16 protein-coding genes and 1 riboswitch are annotated in these 14264 nt (G+C 66.1%); of the genes, 14 read left to right on the top strand and 2 right to left on the bottom strand.

Features of this window, described 5'->3' with window-relative positions:
* Window positions 1-4: 4 nt before the first annotated feature.
* Window positions 5-1285, bottom strand: a complete 1281-nt coding sequence (locus ACX80A_RS13310; RefSeq protein ID WP_459260228.1) for an APC family permease — start codon at window positions 1283-1285, stop codon at window positions 5-7.
* A 116-nt stretch (window positions 1286-1401) separates the two neighbouring features.
* On the opposite strand from ACX80A_RS13310, the gene aspS reads away from it, so the two are divergent.
* From aspS to hisF, 9 genes are all read left to right on the top strand, one after another.
* Window positions 1402-3168 carry an aspartate--tRNA ligase gene (aspS, locus tag ACX80A_RS13315; protein ID WP_459260229.1) on the top strand — a complete coding sequence of 589 codons (1767 nt, stop codon included), beginning with the start codon at window positions 1402-1404 and terminating at the stop codon, window positions 3166-3168.
* Between the two features lie 80 nt (window positions 3169-3248).
* A riboswitch (FMN riboswitch) is annotated at window positions 3249-3392 on the top strand.
* A 205-nt stretch (window positions 3393-3597) separates the two neighbouring features.
* Window positions 3598-4701, top strand: a complete 1104-nt coding sequence (gene ribD / locus ACX80A_RS13320) for a bifunctional diaminohydroxyphosphoribosylaminopyrimidine deaminase/5-amino-6-(5-phosphoribosylamino)uracil reductase RibD (protein WP_459260230.1) — start codon at window positions 3598-3600, stop codon at window positions 4699-4701.
* Entirely contained in the window at window positions 4686-5426 is a 741-nt protein-coding gene (locus tag ACX80A_RS13325) for a riboflavin synthase (protein WP_459260231.1), read from the top strand. The genes ribD and ACX80A_RS13325 overlap by 16 nt, the downstream gene beginning before the upstream one ends.
* Complete coding sequence (gene ribB / locus ACX80A_RS13330) at window positions 5423-6082, top strand: 3,4-dihydroxy-2-butanone-4-phosphate synthase (RefSeq protein WP_459260232.1); 660 nt, start codon at window positions 5423-5425, stop codon at window positions 6080-6082. The genes ACX80A_RS13325 and ribB overlap by 4 nt, the downstream gene beginning before the upstream one ends.
* The gene (ribA, locus tag ACX80A_RS13335; protein WP_459260234.1) at window positions 6079-6711 is read left to right on the top strand and encodes a GTP cyclohydrolase II; all 633 of its coding nucleotides are present in this window, start codon (window positions 6079-6081) and stop codon (window positions 6709-6711) included. Before ribB ends, ribA begins: the two co-directional genes overlap by 4 nt.
* Window positions 6712-6759: 48 nt before the next feature.
* Complete coding sequence (gene ribH, locus ACX80A_RS13340; protein ID WP_459260235.1) at window positions 6760-7239, top strand: 6,7-dimethyl-8-ribityllumazine synthase; 480 nt, start codon at window positions 6760-6762, stop codon at window positions 7237-7239.
* Window positions 7240-7302: 63 nt separating this feature from the next.
* Window positions 7303-7566, top strand: coding sequence for a phosphoribosyl-ATP diphosphatase (locus tag ACX80A_RS13345; RefSeq protein ID WP_459260236.1), 264 nt, complete (start codon window positions 7303-7305; stop codon window positions 7564-7566).
* A gap of 71 nt (window positions 7567-7637) precedes the next feature.
* Window positions 7638-8480 carry an ATP phosphoribosyltransferase gene (hisG, locus tag ACX80A_RS13350; protein WP_459260237.1) on the top strand — a complete coding sequence of 281 codons (843 nt, stop codon included), beginning with the start codon at window positions 7638-7640 and terminating at the stop codon, window positions 8478-8480.
* A gap of 9 nt (window positions 8481-8489) precedes the next feature.
* Window positions 8490-9260, top strand: coding sequence for an imidazole glycerol phosphate synthase subunit HisF (gene hisF, locus ACX80A_RS13355; RefSeq protein WP_459260238.1), 771 nt, complete (start codon window positions 8490-8492; stop codon window positions 9258-9260).
* A 295-nt stretch (window positions 9261-9555) separates the two neighbouring features.
* Here hisF and ACX80A_RS13360 read toward each other — a convergent pair whose 3' ends face one another.
* Window positions 9556-10203 carry a TIGR03085 family metal-binding protein gene (locus tag ACX80A_RS13360; RefSeq protein ID WP_459260264.1) on the bottom strand — a complete coding sequence of 216 codons (648 nt, stop codon included), beginning with the start codon at window positions 10201-10203 and terminating at the stop codon, window positions 9556-9558.
* 132 nt (window positions 10204-10335) lie between these two features.
* Between ACX80A_RS13360 and hisI the strand changes: the two genes are divergently transcribed.
* The 5 genes from hisI to trpC all read left to right on the top strand — a co-directional run bounded on the left by hisI (window position 10336) and on the right by trpC (window position 14229).
* Complete coding sequence (hisI, locus tag ACX80A_RS13365) at window positions 10336-10758, top strand: phosphoribosyl-AMP cyclohydrolase (RefSeq protein ID WP_459260239.1); 423 nt, start codon at window positions 10336-10338, stop codon at window positions 10756-10758.
* A 37-nt stretch (window positions 10759-10795) separates the two neighbouring features.
* On the top strand, window positions 10796-12370 hold the full coding sequence (locus ACX80A_RS13370; RefSeq protein WP_459260240.1) for an anthranilate synthase component I: 1575 nt from the start codon (window positions 10796-10798) through the stop codon (window positions 12368-12370).
* Entirely contained in the window at window positions 12367-12996 is a 630-nt protein-coding gene (locus ACX80A_RS13375; protein WP_459260241.1) for a Trp biosynthesis-associated membrane protein, read from the top strand. The genes ACX80A_RS13370 and ACX80A_RS13375 overlap by 4 nt, the downstream gene beginning before the upstream one ends.
* 75 nt (window positions 12997-13071) lie before the next feature.
* Window positions 13072-13404, top strand: a complete 333-nt coding sequence (locus ACX80A_RS13380; protein ID WP_459260242.1) for an HGxxPAAW family protein — start codon at window positions 13072-13074, stop codon at window positions 13402-13404.
* Window positions 13405-14229, top strand: a complete 825-nt coding sequence (gene trpC, locus ACX80A_RS13385) for an indole-3-glycerol phosphate synthase TrpC (RefSeq protein WP_459260243.1) — start codon at window positions 13405-13407, stop codon at window positions 14227-14229.
* Window positions 14230-14264: the final 35 nt, after the last annotated feature.

Genomic DNA, 14264 nt, shown 5'->3' on the forward strand with positions numbered 1-14264 from the left:
GCGCTTAGCTATGCCGTCGGCGTATTCGCACGACGACGGCGCGGCCGAGCACCCCGACGCCCAGAACGGCCACCATGGTGAGCACCGATGCCGTCGGGAGGGTCAGGGCAAGCAGTAGGCAGCCCGCGAATCCCACTACGTTCAACGCCCGCGGCGAATACCACGGCCGGTCCGTGAGGGTGAACGCCGACAGGTTGGCGATCGCATAGTAGATCAGCACACCGAAACTCGAGAAGCCCACCACCGTGAGCACACCGGTGGTCAGGAGCAAGCCAATGACGACGCCTGCGGTGGCCAGATCCGCTGCATAGGGCACGCCGAATCGCTGCCAGATCCTGGCTAGCGCCCGGGGAAGGTCGCCCTCCCGCGCCATGGCCAGGGTGGTCCGGCCCACTCCGGCGATGAGGGCCAATAGGGCTCCGAGGCTCGCGAGGGCTGCAGCCACGGTGACCGCCGCCGTCGGGATCCCCGAGGTCGAGTCGGCGAACACCTCGAGGAGCGGAGCAGGCGATCCGGCCAGCGCCGTTGGACCGAGCGCCGAGAGCAGTCCGACGGAGAGCAGCAGATACAGCACCAGGGTGAAGCCGAGTGACCCGAAGATGGCTGCCGGGATGTTGCGCTGCGGCTCGCGCACCTCCTCGCCCATGGTGGCCACCCGCGCATACCCGGCGAAGGCGAAGAACAGCAGTCCGGCCGCCTGAAGGACACCAACCCAGGTGGTGGGCAGAGGGACCGAGTCGGACGGCGCGGGGGTGGCGAAGGCGACGACCACCACGAACGCGAGGACTGGAACCACCAGCGATACGATGAGCCGGGTCAGCAGGGCGGTCCGGCTGACCCCCAGCAGATTCACCACGGTCAGGCCCACCACCGCGGCAACCGCTGCGGCAGTTTCAAAGCCCGGGGCGGCGTACAGCCCAAAGGTCAGGGCCATCGCAGCGCAGGAGGCGATCTTGCCGGTGATGAAACTCCAACCGGCGATGAAACCGGGCCAAGGGCCAAGCTGACGACGGCCATAGACGTACGTGCCACCGCTCTGCGGGTGCACTGCAGCGAGCTGGGCCGACGCCGCCGCGTTGCAGTAAGCGACGAAACCGGCGATCGCCACGGCCAGCGGAAGCCAGTTCCCGGCTGCCGCGGCTGCCGGGGCAAACACCACAAACACGCCGGCGCCGATCATGGAGCCGACCCCCACCGTGGTGGCGTCGAAGCCGCCAAGTTGACGCCGGAGTCCCGGCGGATCGGTCAGTGGCGGATTGTTCTCAGGTGGATGAGCCGTTGCCATGTGTGATCCCCTGCCGTGGCGGGTGAGTCCCGGTATCACCGGTAAACTCGAACGAGACGATCTTTTCATACGCGGGTTGCCGTTTACGCCCCGCACCTCCACCCGGAAGGAATGCTGTGCTGCGCACACATGACCTCGGTTCGCTACGGACCGAGCACATTGGACACACCGTTACCCTGGCAGGCTGGGTAGCCCGCCGCCGAGATCACGGCGGTGTTGCATTCCTTGACCTGCGCGATGCTTCAGGCTTCGCTCAGGTGGTCGTCCGGGAAGAGGAAGTCTTCCACGGCTTGCGCAACGAGTACGTCCTGCAGATCACCGGTACCGTCGAGAAGCGGCCCGAAGGCAACGAAAACCCTGCCCTCGCCACCGGCAGCATCGAAGTCATCGCCGAGACAGTCACCATCCTCAACACCTCCGACCCGCTGCCCTTCCAGATCGACGAGCATGTTGAGGTGGGCGAGGAAGCCCGCCTGAAGCACCGGTACCTGGATCTGCGCCGACCCGCGCCCAACGCCAACCTCCGCTTGCGTTCCGAAGCGAACCGGGTGGCACGCGAACTGCTGCACCAGGACGGCTTCGTCGAGATTGAAACCCCCACGCTCACCCGATCCACCCCTGAGGGCGCCCGTGACTTCGTGGTGCCAGCCCGCCTGGCGCCGGGCTCCTGGTACGCGCTGCCGCAGTCCCCACAGCTGTTCAAGCAGCTCCTTCAGGTAGGCGGGTTTGAGAAGTACTACCAGATCGCCCGCTGCTACCGCGACGAGGACTTCCGTGCGGACCGCCAGCCTGAGTTCACCCAGCTCGATATTGAGGCCAGTTTCGTGGAGCAGGATGACGTCATTGCCCTGGGCGAGAGCCTGATCAAGGCGCTCTGGCAGCTGATCGACGTCGAAATCCCCACGCCGATCCAACGGATGACCTACGCGGACGCGATGGCACGGTTTGGCTCCGACAAGCCTGACCTGCGCTTCGGCCTGGAGCTGACCGAGCTCACCGAGTTCTTCAAGGACACCGATTTCGGCGTGTTCAAGGCGCCGTACGTCGGTGCCGTCGTCATGCCCGGCGGGGCGTCGCAGCCGCGCCGCCAGCTCGACGCCTGGCAGGAATGGGCCAAGCAGCGCGGCGCGAAGGGCCTCGCCTATGTTCTGGTCGACGACGACGGTAGCCTCCGCGGCCCTGTCGCCAAGAACCTCACCGAGGCCGAGCGTGACGGACTGCCCGCCGCCGTCGGCGCCAACCCCGGCGACTGCATTTTCTTCGCCGCCGGCGAGAAGACTCCCTCCCGCGCGCTGCTCGGCGCAGCACGCGTTGAAATCGGCCACCGCACCGGTCTCATCGACCCGTTGGCCTGGGCCTTCGTCTGGGTTGTTGACGCACCGATGTTCGAACCGGCGTCGGCGGCTGTCGCAGCCGGCGACGTGGCAGTCGGCGGGGGAGCGTGGACCGCAGTGCACCACGCGTTCACCTCACCCAAGCCCGAGTACCTGGACACCTTCGACAAGGATCCCGAGACCGCGCTGGCCTATGCGTACGACATTGTCTGCAACGGCAACGAAATCGGTGGCGGCTCGATCCGTATCCACCAGCGTGATGTCCAGGAACGCGTGTTTGCGGTCATGGGAATCAGCCAGGAGGACGCGCAGGAAAAGTTCGGCTTCCTGCTCGAAGGATTCAAGTACGGCGCGCCCCCTCACGGGGGGATCGCGTTCGGTTGGGACCGCGTCGTTGCGCTGATGGCCGGCACCGAGTCCATCCGCGACGTCATCGCGTTCCCGAAGTCCGGTGGCGGCTTCGACCCGCTGACAGCGGCGCCAGCCCCGATCACCGCACAGCAGCGCAGGGAAGCCGGTGTGGACTTCAAACCGGAGAAGAAGGACTAGGGTCCGGTTGTACGGTCTGAGTTGCTGTGTGACGGGAATGGATGCACAGCCAATCCGGTTATGAAATACTAGTAAACACAAACGTGCTCCGGGGTCGGTGTAATTCCGAACCGGCGGTGATAGTCCGCGACCCGTCTGCGCCTGCGCTACCCGCGCCGGAATGGACGGTTGAGCCGGTGAAATTCCGGCACCGACAGTTAAAGTCTGGATGGGAGAAGCGCGTGCAGCCTAGGCTGTGCTGGTTTGTTGGCGCCGTCGCGCGTAGCAGCTGGCACCGGCCGTTCCTGTCGTAACCCCCGGAGCGCACCGCTCGAGACAAGGGAACGACATGGACTTTCTGAGGTGGCGCTTCGACGCTCAGATCCCCGTTGCCGGAAGCGCACTGTCGCTTCGAGTCCTCCTCCCGGATCCCACCCTCCGGTGAGCGTCATGAACCAGCCAGCCTCCGACGCCGAAACCCAGGCAATGCGGCACGCCCTTAAGCTGGCGGGCCAGGGTGTCCGTGGTGCCAACCCCCTGGTGGGATCGGTAGTCCTCGATGACCGTGGCGCCGTCATTGGCACCGGTTATCACCGGGGCGCTGGCACGCCCCACGCGGAAGTCGACGCTCTCGCCAATGCCACCACCCGGCGAGCCGATCTCTCCGGTTGCACCCTGGTCTGTACCCTCGAACCCTGCAACCACACCGGGCGCACCGGCCCCTGTACCGAAGCCATCGCCGCGGCGGGCATCGCCCGCGTTGTCTACGCCGCCGACGACATCCACGGCCCGGCCGCCGGTGGCGCCGGCCGGCTCCGGGACCACGGCGTCGACACCGTCGGCGGCCTGCTGGCCGACGAAGCGCACGGCGTGAACCACCGGTGGCGCGACGCCACCAGCTCGCACCGTCCGTTCATCACCCTCAAAATTGCGCAGACCCTCGACGGGCGGGTTGCAGCAGCGGACGGCACCAGCCAGTGGATCACTGGCCCCGAGTCACGCAGCGATGGGCACGCCATCAGGCGGCGGGCCGACGCGGTGCTGGTAGGCACCGGAACGGTGTTCGCCGACAACCCCCGACTCTCAGCCCGGCACCCCGACGGATCCGACGCCGCGCACCAGCCGCTCCGCGTGGCCATGGGACTGCGCGAAGTCCCTGACGACGCGGCAATCCGCAGCGGACGCTTCCTCCAGCTCACCACCCGCAACCCGTGGGACGCGGTGAAACACCTGGCCGGCGACGGCGTGGGTCACCTGATGATCGAGGGCGGTCCCACAATCGCCAGCGCGTTCCTTGCTGCACGCCTGGTCGATGAACTGGTCATCTACCAGGCGCCCGTGCTGCTCGGCGCTGGCCCCCCAGCCGTCCAGGCCCTCGGGATTTCCTCACTTGTAGATGCCAGCGCCTGGGTCCTTGACCCCCATGGCGGCGACTCGATCACCCAATGCGGCAGCGATGTGCGTCTCCACCTCAGCCCGGCACCCGCCAGCCACCAAACCTTGTCCCAGACGACGCCCAGCAGCAAAGGACCCAGCATATGTTCACAGGAATAGTCGCCGAACAAGGCAGCGTTGTCTCATTGGATGTCGCCGCGGACCATACCAGTGCCATCCTGGTCTTCAACGCGCCTACTACCGGCCAGGATCTGGGCCTCGGCGGGTCGATCGCCGTCAACGGTGTCTGCCTGACCGCAACCAGCATCGACGACGGTAGGATCGCCGTCGACGTGATGGGCGAGACCCTGCTGCGGACCACCACCGGGTCCCTGACCCCCGGCAGCGTGGTCAACCTTGAGCGGTGCGTCCCAGCGACCGGACGGCTTGACGGGCACGTGGTACAGGGCCACGTCGATGGCATCGGAACCCTGCTGGAGCGGGAGAATCAAGGCGCCTGGCACCGGCTGCGCTTCGGTCTGCCGACCCGGCTGGCTCGCTACGCAGCGGAAAAGGGATCCGTTACGGTCGACGGCGTGTCGCTCACTGTCAGTGCTGTCAGCCCGGTCTCCGCACCCGACCCCTGGTTCGAGGTGGGCCTGATACCCACCACCCTGCAGGAGACCAACCTGGGCCTGAAGCAGGTCGGGGATTCGGTGAACCTGGAAATGGATGTGCTGGCCAAATACGCTGAACGGTTGATGAGTTTCATGCTCCCGGCGTGGCAGTCGCCAAATACCCAGTCGATCCCCATCCAAAAGCCCGCAGTCCAGCAACCCGCAGTCCAGAAACCAGCAGTCCAGCAACCGGCTGCTCCGCCAGCCATCACGGAGGCACAGCCATGATCGCGCAGCACGCCGAACCGGAAACCGGGTCCATCCCGCTGGACGCCGTACCCGCAGCGGTCGCAGCGATTGCCGCCGGCCGCGCCGTCGTCGTCGTCGATGATGAGCGGCGCGAAAACGAGGGCGACATCATCTTCGCCGCCCAATTCGCCACCCCGGAACTGGTGGGCTGGACCGTCAGGTACTCCTCGGGGGTGCTGTGTGTCCCGATCAGCGGCGCTATCGCCGACCGGCTGCTGCTGCCGCCCATGACTGCCGTCAACCAGGACGCCAAGGGTACCGCCTACACCGTCTCCTGCGACGCAGCGGAGGGCGTGAGCACCGGGATCAGTGCCGCGGATCGGTCGGTCACCGCACGTCTGCTCGCCGACCCGACGACGACGGCGGCGCACTTCACCCGGCCCGGGCACATGTTCCCGCTGCGCGGTGCGCCCGGTGGGGTGTGTGAACGCCCCGGCCACACCGAGGCCAGCCTCGAGTTGTGCACCCTGGCAGGCCTTAAGCCGGCGGCGGTGATCGCCGAGTTAGTACACGATGAAGGGCACATGATGCGCCTGCCCGCCCTGCGCGACTTCGCCGACACCCACGGCCTGCCCCTGATTTCCATCAAAGACCTCCTGGACTACCTGACGACACCAGAGAAGGCCCCCCGATGAACACCACCAACGTCACCGGGGGGCCGGTGGTCACCCTTCCGACGGCGTTCGGGCGGTTCACCACCCAGGCCTGGACCGATGAGGTGACCGGCGTTGAGCACCTGAGCCTGTCCTCGTCGGGCAGCAGCGGCCTGGCCGGCGAGGCTCCGCTCGTGCGGTTGCACTCTGAATGCCTGACCGGCGACGTCTTCTCGTCCTTCCGCTGCGACTGCGGTGAGCAGCTTGAGCAGGCGCTGCAACTCGTCGCAGAGCAGGGCGGCACCGTGCTGTACCTGCGCGGCCAGGAGGGGAGGGGTATTGGACTGGCCAACAAGATTCGTGCGTATGCCCTGCAGGAGGGCGGAGCCGACACCATCGAAGCCAACGAGCAGCTCGGTCTGCCGGTCGATTCCCGGGATTACCAGGCCGCCGCCACGATCCTTCACCAGCTGGACCTGGGCGTGATCCGACTGCTCAGCAACAACCCCGAGAAGCGCGACAAACTGCGGGAGTACGGCATCGAGGTCACCGCGATGGTCCCCTCGGAGGTCCCAGCGCGGGACGAGAACCAGCGGTACCTGCAGACCAAACGGGACCGGCTCAACCACCAGCTCACCCAACTCGAAGACCACGGGCTCCAGCAGAGCTAAGTTCCACCCTGATCACCACACCTCCTAATCACCGAAAAGAGACCTGTTATGAGCGGCCACGGCGCACCCCCCATTGACCTCAGCCACCTTGCCGGAGCGCAGCACCTGCGCCTCGCCGTCGTCGCCGCCAGCTGGCACACGGAGATTATGAACGGACTACTCGACGGCGCCCTGCGCGCCGCGCGTGACGCCGGCATCGAGCCGACAGTGGTGCGGGTCCCCGGCAGCTTCGAACTGCCCGCCGCCGCCGCCCGGCTGGCACCGCACTTCGACGCTGTGGTGGCGCTCGGCGTCGTCATCCGAGGCGGCACCCCGCACTTCGACTACGTCTGCCAGGCCGCGACCTCCGGCCTGACCGACGTCAGCGTTCGGACGGGGAAGCCCGTGGGATTCGGCGTCTTGACCTGCGACACCGAGGAGCAGGGGCTGGACCGTGCCGGGCTGCCCGGGTCCAGTGAGGATAAGGGATACGAGTCGGTCGCCGCCGCGCTGACCACCGCCGCTGTACTCGAGGCGTGGCAAGGGTAGAGCTATGTCACAGGAAACCCGCCGAATGAGGCTCAGCGCCGCCAACCCAGTAACGTTGACTCTGTGAAAAGCTTCGAAACACTCTTTGCTGAACTCGGCGCCAAGGCCGTCGCCCGCCCCGACGGGTCTCGAACCGTCGCCGAACTCGACTCAGGCGTCCACGGCATCGGTAAGAAGGTGGTTGAGGAAGCCGCTGAGGTGTGGATGGCCGCCGAGTACGAATCCGATGAGGCAACCGCCGAGGAAATCTCCCAACTGCTCTACCACCTGCAGGTCCTGATGATCGCCAAAGGTCTGACGCTGGACGACGTCTACAAACATCTCTAGGCACCGTCCCGATCCGGATAGGTGTGCCACCAGCCGCAGACTCCCCTCGAAAACCTCAGCGAAAGAACCCCATGCTTCGTGTAGCAGTCCCCAACAAGGGCGCCCTGTCCGAATCCGCCTCCGCCATGCTCGCCGAGGCCGGGTACCGCCAGCGCCGTGACACCCGCGAGCTCGTCCTCGAGGATCCCGAGAACGGCGTCGAATTCTTTTTCCTCCGCCCCCGCGATATCGCCGTCTATGTGGGCGCCGGAACCCTCGACGTCGGCATCACTGGCCGCGACCTGTTCCTGGACGCCGACGTCGACGCAGAGGAGCGCCTGACGCTCGGGTTCGGTGCCTCCACCTTCCGGTTCGCCGGCCCGGTGGGAGATTTCACCGACGTCGCGCAGCTCGACGGCAAGCGCCTCGCCACCAGCTATGACGGGCTCCTGCGCCGGTACCTCGTGGATCACGGAGTTAACGCGACGGTGGTGCGCCTTGACGGTGCCGTTGAATCCTCGGTGCGGCTCGGCGTCGCTGACGCGATCGCCGACGTCGTCGAAACCGGTAACACGCTCAAAGCCGCCGGGATGGAAATCTTCGGTGAGCCGATCCTGCGCAGCGAGGCGGTCCTCATCGGACGCAACGGCGACGCCCCGACCGGTCTTGATGTGCTGATCCGCCGGCTGCAGGGGGTACTCGTGGCACGTCAGTATGTGTTGATGGATTATGACATCCGCAAGGACCTGATCGATCAGGCTGCAGCGCTGACGCCCGGCCTGGAATCCCCGACGGTGTCCCCGCTCCGCGATTCGGACTGGGTGGCCGTCCGGTCCATGGTGCTACGCAATCAGACCAACCGGATCATGGACGAACTGTACGAACTCGGCGCCCGCGCCATCCTCGTCAGCACTATCCACGCCTGCAGGGTCTAGGACGCTGTCATGGGTGTAGCCATTCGTGTCATCCCCTGTCTCGACGTCGACGCTGGCCGCGTAGTCAAGGGCATCAACTTCGCTGACCTGCGTGACGCGGGTGATCCGGTGGAGCTTGCGCACCGGTACGACCGGGCCGGCGCCGACGAACTCACTTTCCTCGACGTCACCGCGTCCTCAGGGAACCGGGACACGACGTTCGACGTCGTTGCCCGCACAGCCGAGGAAGTCTTCATTCCGCTGACGGTGGGTGGGGGAGTCCGTGGGATTGCCGACGTCGACAAGCTGCTCCGGTTTGGTGCCGACAAGACCTCGATCAACACGGCAGCGGTCAGCCGACCCGACGTGATCGATGAGATCGCCAGCCACTTCGGGTCGCAGGTGCTGGTGTTGTCACTCGACGCGCGACGCGTCCCCGGCGGCGGGACGCCCTCGGGCTTCGAGGTGACCACCCACGGGGGCCGGCAGGGAACCGGCATCGATGCCGTTCAGTGGGCCCGCGAAGCCGCCGACCGAGGGGTGGGCGAAATCCTGCTCAACTCGATCGACGCCGATGGCACCAAAGCCGGATTCGACCTGGAAATGATCCGGGCGGTCCGTGCTGCCGTTCAGGTCCCGCTGGTCGCCTCCGGCGGGGCCGGCCTGCCGGAGCACTTCCCGCCGGCTGTTGAGGCCGGTGCGGATGCGGTGCTGGCGGCGTCGGTGTTCCACTTCGGGCCACTGGATGCCATCGCCCAGGTGAAGAAGGCGATCAGCGACGCCGGCTTCCCCGTCCGCTAAGGCGGGAAACTCTCACGCCTGATCCCGCGATTCCGCTTGAGCCCACCATTCGGCAGCCCCGCGGTTCGGCTCGAGTGCGGCAGTCTCGCGGTTCGGCAGAGTGCCGGAAGCCAGCAGGATTTGTGCAGCAGCGGTGAGTGATCTCAAACAAGTGTTCACCTCTGGCGGGTTGAACCGGGTTCAACTCGCCACAGGTGCGCAAAGTTTCCGTAGGCGTTGCGCCGAGTGGGGTTCAACCCGCCACAGGTGCGCAAAGTTTCCGTAGGCGTTGCGCCGAGTGGAGAGGGTTGGGGGCCTAGAGGCCAACCTCGGCGCTGTTCAGCAGGGCGACGGCGTCGGGCTGGCCCTCGAAGGTCACGAGTGCGTGGCGGGTGCGGCCGTGGGCGTGCATGAGGAGCTCACCCGGATCTCCCTTGATGGCGACGGACACGGGCGCCCGTTTGGCGACGTGGCGTGGGCCGTCGGAACGGACCAGCACGATACCCAGGTCCACTCCGCGGTACAGGATAGCGGCGCGTTTGATCAGTTCATCCCAGAGCGCGTCCGAGTAGTCCTCATCGAGAGCCCGGGGCGCCCACCGGCTCCGCGCACGGCGGACATCCTCGGTGTGCACGAAGTACTCGATCAGATTGGCGCTGGCGTCGAGGGACTTCGACCGCTTCAGCGGCGAGTAGAAGGGGTGGCCGGCGCGGAAATCCTCGATGAGCCGTTTATACCCGGCGGTGGACTCAGCCTTGGCCGCCATTTTGCGTACCGACTTATCAGAAACAGCTGCAAGGGGTTTGATAATCATGGCGAGGCTGACAGCCGGTCGGTGTTCCCGCAGGTACAGGTGGGCTGCCAGCTCTTTGGTCTGCCAACCATCGCACAGCGTGGGCGAGTGAGGCCCAGCCGCGAGAAGCGTTTCGGCCAAAACTTCGCGGGACGGTTCTACATATTGCATCACTGCTGAAACTAGCACGATCCGCTGTCGATTGGCAGGAAGAACCGCAGGAAGAACCGCAGGAAGGGGCGGCCCGGTACCCTGGTGTTCCGCGTCCGGTAGCGGACGGAGAGCGCGATAGAATCGAAGGTGATGCCATCACAGCCCAGCACCTCACCATCGCCGAATTCCGCCGAGGGGAAGACCCTCGATCCGGCGATCGCCGCAGCCCTGAAACGCGATTCGGCCGGACTGGTCGCCGCCGTGATCCAGCAACACGATTCGGGTGAGGTTCTGATGCTCGGTTGGATGGACGACGAGGCGGTCCGCCGCACGCTGAGCACCGGACGGGTCACCTTCTTCTCCCGGTCCCGCGGCACCTACTGGCGCAAGGGAGACACTTCCGGTCACACCCAGTGGGTCAAATCGGCGGCTATTGATTGCGACGGCGACGCGCTCCTGATCCGCGTCGACCAGGTCGGCGCTGCCTGCCACACCGGCACCCGGACCTGCTTCGACGGCAGGGACCTCGACGTCGTCGTCGGGCAGAGCCCCGTCCAGAGCACCATCAACTAGAACTTTCCGACCGCCACCTGAAAGAAACCACACTTTTATGCAGGAACTTGGAGTCATCAGCCCCAGCCTTGCCGAGTTTCGTGAGCTCGCCAAAGAGTGCCGGGTCGTCCCAGTGCACCTGAAGGTCCTGGCCGACGCGCACACCCCGATCGCCATCTACCGGAAACTGGCCAACGGCGAGCCCGGGACGTTCCTGATGGAATCGGCAGCCGTCGGCGGGGTCTGGTCACGGTACTCGTTCATTGGTGCCCATTCCAGGGCCACCCTGACCAGCCTCGACGGTGAAGCGCACTGGCTGGGCAAACCACCCGCTGGTGTCCCGACGTCGGGCAGCCCGGTCGAAGCCCTCCGCCAGACTATCGAGGCTCTCCGCACCCGCCGCTTCGATAATTTGCCGCCGTTCACCTCCGGCCTGGTGGGGTTCATCGGCTGGGAATCGGTCCGCCACTGGGAGCGCCTGACGAGCCCGCCCGAAGACGACCTTTTCCTGCCCGAACTGGCCATGTGCCTCGTGACGGACATGGCAGTGCACGACAATTCCGAGGGAACTCTCACGCTGGTGGCCAACGCCATCAATTTCGACGGCTCCAGCGACAGGGTGGACGAGGCCTGGCACGACGCCGTCGAACGGATCCGCGCGATGCTCACCAAGCTGGGCGAGGCTGCCGAGCAGCCCGTCTCGGTCCTGCAGCAGGGGTCAGTGGACACCGCGGAGCTACTTTCTCGCGTCGATGAACGGTGGGATAAGAGCAAGTATCTGGCTGCCATTGAGCGTGGCAAGCGGGCTATTGTCGACGGCGACGTGTTCCAGGTGGTCATTTCGCGGCGCTTCGAACTTGACTGCCAGGCGTCACCGCTGGACGTCTACCGGGTGCTGCGCAACACCAACCCGAGCCCCTACATGTACCTGTTCAGCCTCGCCGATGCCGACGGCAGGGAATACTCAATTGTCGGGTCGTCCCCGGAGGCGCTGGTCACGGTGACCGGCAAGGACGTCATCACCCACCCGATTGCCGGATCCCGACCCCGCGGGCAGACCCTCGACCAGGATCGGGCGTTGGCCGACGAACTCCTGCTCGACGAGAAGGAACGCGCCGAGCACCTGATGCTGGTGGACCTGGCACGCAACGACATTTCCAAGGTCTGCGTCCCCGGCACCATTGACGTCACCCAGTTCATGGAAGTGGAGCGGTTCAGCCACATCATGCACCTGGTCTCGACCGTCGTCGGGACCCTGGCTCCCACCAAGGCCGCGTACGACGTCCTGGCTGCTACGTTCCCCGCCGGCACGCTGTCCGGGGCGCCCAAACCCCGGGCGCTGCGCCTGATCGACGAAGTGGAACCCCACCGCCGCGGCATCTATGGCGGAGTAGTGGGCTACCTCGACTTTGCCGGAGACATGGACCTGGCGATCGCCATCCGCTCCGCCCTGCTGCGGGACGGGCGCGCCTATGTGCAGGCCGGCGGCGGAATCGTTGCCGACTCGGTCCTGGAGGACGAAGCGCAGGAGACCGTGAACAAGGCGGCAGCACCCCTGCGGGCTGCCCTGATCGCATCGAGCCTCAGGAGCGTCACCGTAGCCGACGAGTTTGACGAGGTGGAGGTTCCATGAGCACCGCACCAGGCACCCCCGATCGCATCGCGCCGCCCGCCCCATCCCCCTGGCAACGGAAGGGCACGGTAATCCTTGCCACGGTCCTGCTTTCCCTCGCGGCGTTCGCCAGTACCACCCAAACGTGGCTGACGGTCGTCCTGCCACAGAACGCAGTTCAGACGCCGGACCTGCAGATCCCCGGCAGCGATGCTGCCACAGCGGTCACCGCGTTCGCCCTCGTCGCCCTGGCGGCTGCCCTGGCCGTCTCGATCGCAGGGAGGATCGCCCGGATACTAGTGGTCGTGATTCTCTTCATTGCCGGCGTCGGTATTGTCTGGAACAGCATCCGGGTGGTGGCGGATCCCACGGGCGCCGCAGCCCCGGCCATTGGGGAGGCAATTGGTGTCAGCACCGGCAGCGGCGCCGAACTGGTTCTGACCGTCTTCCCCTGGCTGGCAGCAGCCGCCGGAGTGCTACTCGTCGGCACGGCCGGGTGGATGCTCATCGCCGGCCGCAGCTGGAACCGTTCCACCCGCTACGAAAAAGTAGCCACCGAGAATCCGGCGACACGCACAACCACGGCACACTCGGATGAGATCGACAGCTGGGACCAGCTCACCAAGGGTAAAGATCCCACCAGCTGAGCCGGTGAGGGCAGACCACGGTCGCCCTGAACTAATGGCAGAATGGACACCAGACCAGTTTCAAGGAGAGTCATCATGGCCAAGAACGCCACAGTCAACGCATCCACCCGGACCGCTGCGACAGAGCACCCGGAAAACTCGAGGGAAAGTCACGCCTCGATGCACGATGAGACCATCGGTCACGGCAATAGCCCCGCCGCGTGGACCTGTGTCTTGATTATGCTGGCGGGCGCGGCAGTGTCGTCCTTCGCCTACGTCTTCTCCAGCACCGAGGGAAATTTCGACGCTGGAACCGTCCTGTTCTGGATCGGTATTGCCGTGATGCTGATCGGCCTAGCCGTCGGGTTCGTCATGAAGCGGGCAGGCTTCGGCGTCGGCGGATCGAAGCTGAAGGACAAAGACGACTAAGTGAGCGTTCTCGACGACATCATCGCTGGCGTCCGGGAGGACCTCGCACCGCGCATTGCGGCGCTCCCGCTTGAGCAACTGCGCGACGACGCCCGTGCCGCCCCAGCGGTCCGCGACGCCCACGCGGCGCTCAGCGGGAACAGCTCGGGAATCTCCCTCATCGCCGAGGTGAAACGCCGCAGCCCCTCCAAGGGAGAGCTGGCTGACATCACCGACCCCGCCGGCCTGGCCGCCCGCTACGAAACGGGAGGCGCCGCCGTCGTTAGTGTCCTGACCGAACAGCGTCGCTTCGGCGGTACGCTCGCCGACCTTGACGCCGTGCGGGCCGCCGTCGACCTGCCGCTGTTGCGCAAGGACTTTACCGTCGATGAATACCAGATCTGGGAGGCCCGCGCCCACGGGGCCGACCTGATCCTGCTGATCGTCGCAGCCCTGACCGACGACGAACTGCGCCGCTTCCTCGCCCTGACCCACGAGCTCGGCATGAACGCCCTGGTCGAAACCCACACCCGCGACGAGGTGGAACGGGCCGTCGCTGTGGGGGCGCGGATCATCGGGATCAACGTCCGTAACCTCAAGACGCTCGATATTGACCGGTCGGTGTTCGCACCCCTCGCCACCGGAATTCCGGCCGGCACAGTGATTGTCGCCGAGTCGGGCGTGCGGGACGTGGCCGACGTCGGCCGGTTCGCCTCCGACGGAGCCGACGCCATTCTGGTGGGCGAAGCCTTGGTCCGCCACAACAACCCCGAAGACACTATCGCCGCGTTCCTCGATGCCGGCCGCAGTGCGCGGCTGGCTTTCCAGGACCAGCCCACCGCGTAGTAACGGCACGCCGCACACCACCACAACAGGACAGG

This window comes from Arthrobacter sp. TMN-50 (genome assembly GCF_054511125.1).

Excerpts from the sequence above, each read along its gene's own strand:
- hisG (WP_459260237.1), top strand. The coding sequence starts at position 7,638 with ATGCTTCGTGTAGCAGTCCCCAACAAGGGCGCCCTGTCCGAATCCGCC.
- hisF (WP_459260238.1), top strand. The coding sequence starts at position 8,490 with ATGGGTGTAGCCATTCGTGTCATCCCCTGTCTCGACGTCGACGCTGGC.
- hisI (WP_459260239.1), top strand. The coding sequence starts at position 10,336 with ATGCCATCACAGCCCAGCACCTCACCATCGCCGAATTCCGCCGAGGGG.
- ACX80A_RS13325 (WP_459260231.1), top strand. The coding sequence starts at position 4,686 with ATGTTCACAGGAATAGTCGCCGAACAAGGCAGCGTTGTCTCATTGGAT.
- ACX80A_RS13375 (WP_459260241.1), top strand. The coding sequence starts at position 12,367 with ATGAGCACCGCACCAGGCACCCCCGATCGCATCGCGCCGCCCGCCCCA.
- ribH (WP_459260235.1), top strand. The coding sequence starts at position 6,760 with ATGAGCGGCCACGGCGCACCCCCCATTGACCTCAGCCACCTTGCCGGA.
- ribA (WP_459260234.1), top strand. The coding sequence starts at position 6,079 with ATGAACACCACCAACGTCACCGGGGGGCCGGTGGTCACCCTTCCGACG.
- ACX80A_RS13310 (WP_459260228.1), bottom strand. The coding sequence starts at position 1,285 with ATGGCAACGGCTCATCCACCTGAGAACAATCCGCCACTGACCGATCCG.
- ACX80A_RS13380 (WP_459260242.1), top strand. The coding sequence starts at position 13,072 with ATGGCCAAGAACGCCACAGTCAACGCATCCACCCGGACCGCTGCGACA.
- ribD (WP_459260230.1), top strand. The coding sequence starts at position 3,598 with ATGAACCAGCCAGCCTCCGACGCCGAAACCCAGGCAATGCGGCACGCC.
- ribB (WP_459260232.1), top strand. The coding sequence starts at position 5,423 with ATGATCGCGCAGCACGCCGAACCGGAAACCGGGTCCATCCCGCTGGAC.
- ACX80A_RS13360 (WP_459260264.1), bottom strand. The coding sequence starts at position 10,203 with ATGCAATATGTAGAACCGTCCCGCGAAGTTTTGGCCGAAACGCTTCTC.
- ACX80A_RS13370 (WP_459260240.1), top strand. The coding sequence starts at position 10,796 with ATGCAGGAACTTGGAGTCATCAGCCCCAGCCTTGCCGAGTTTCGTGAG.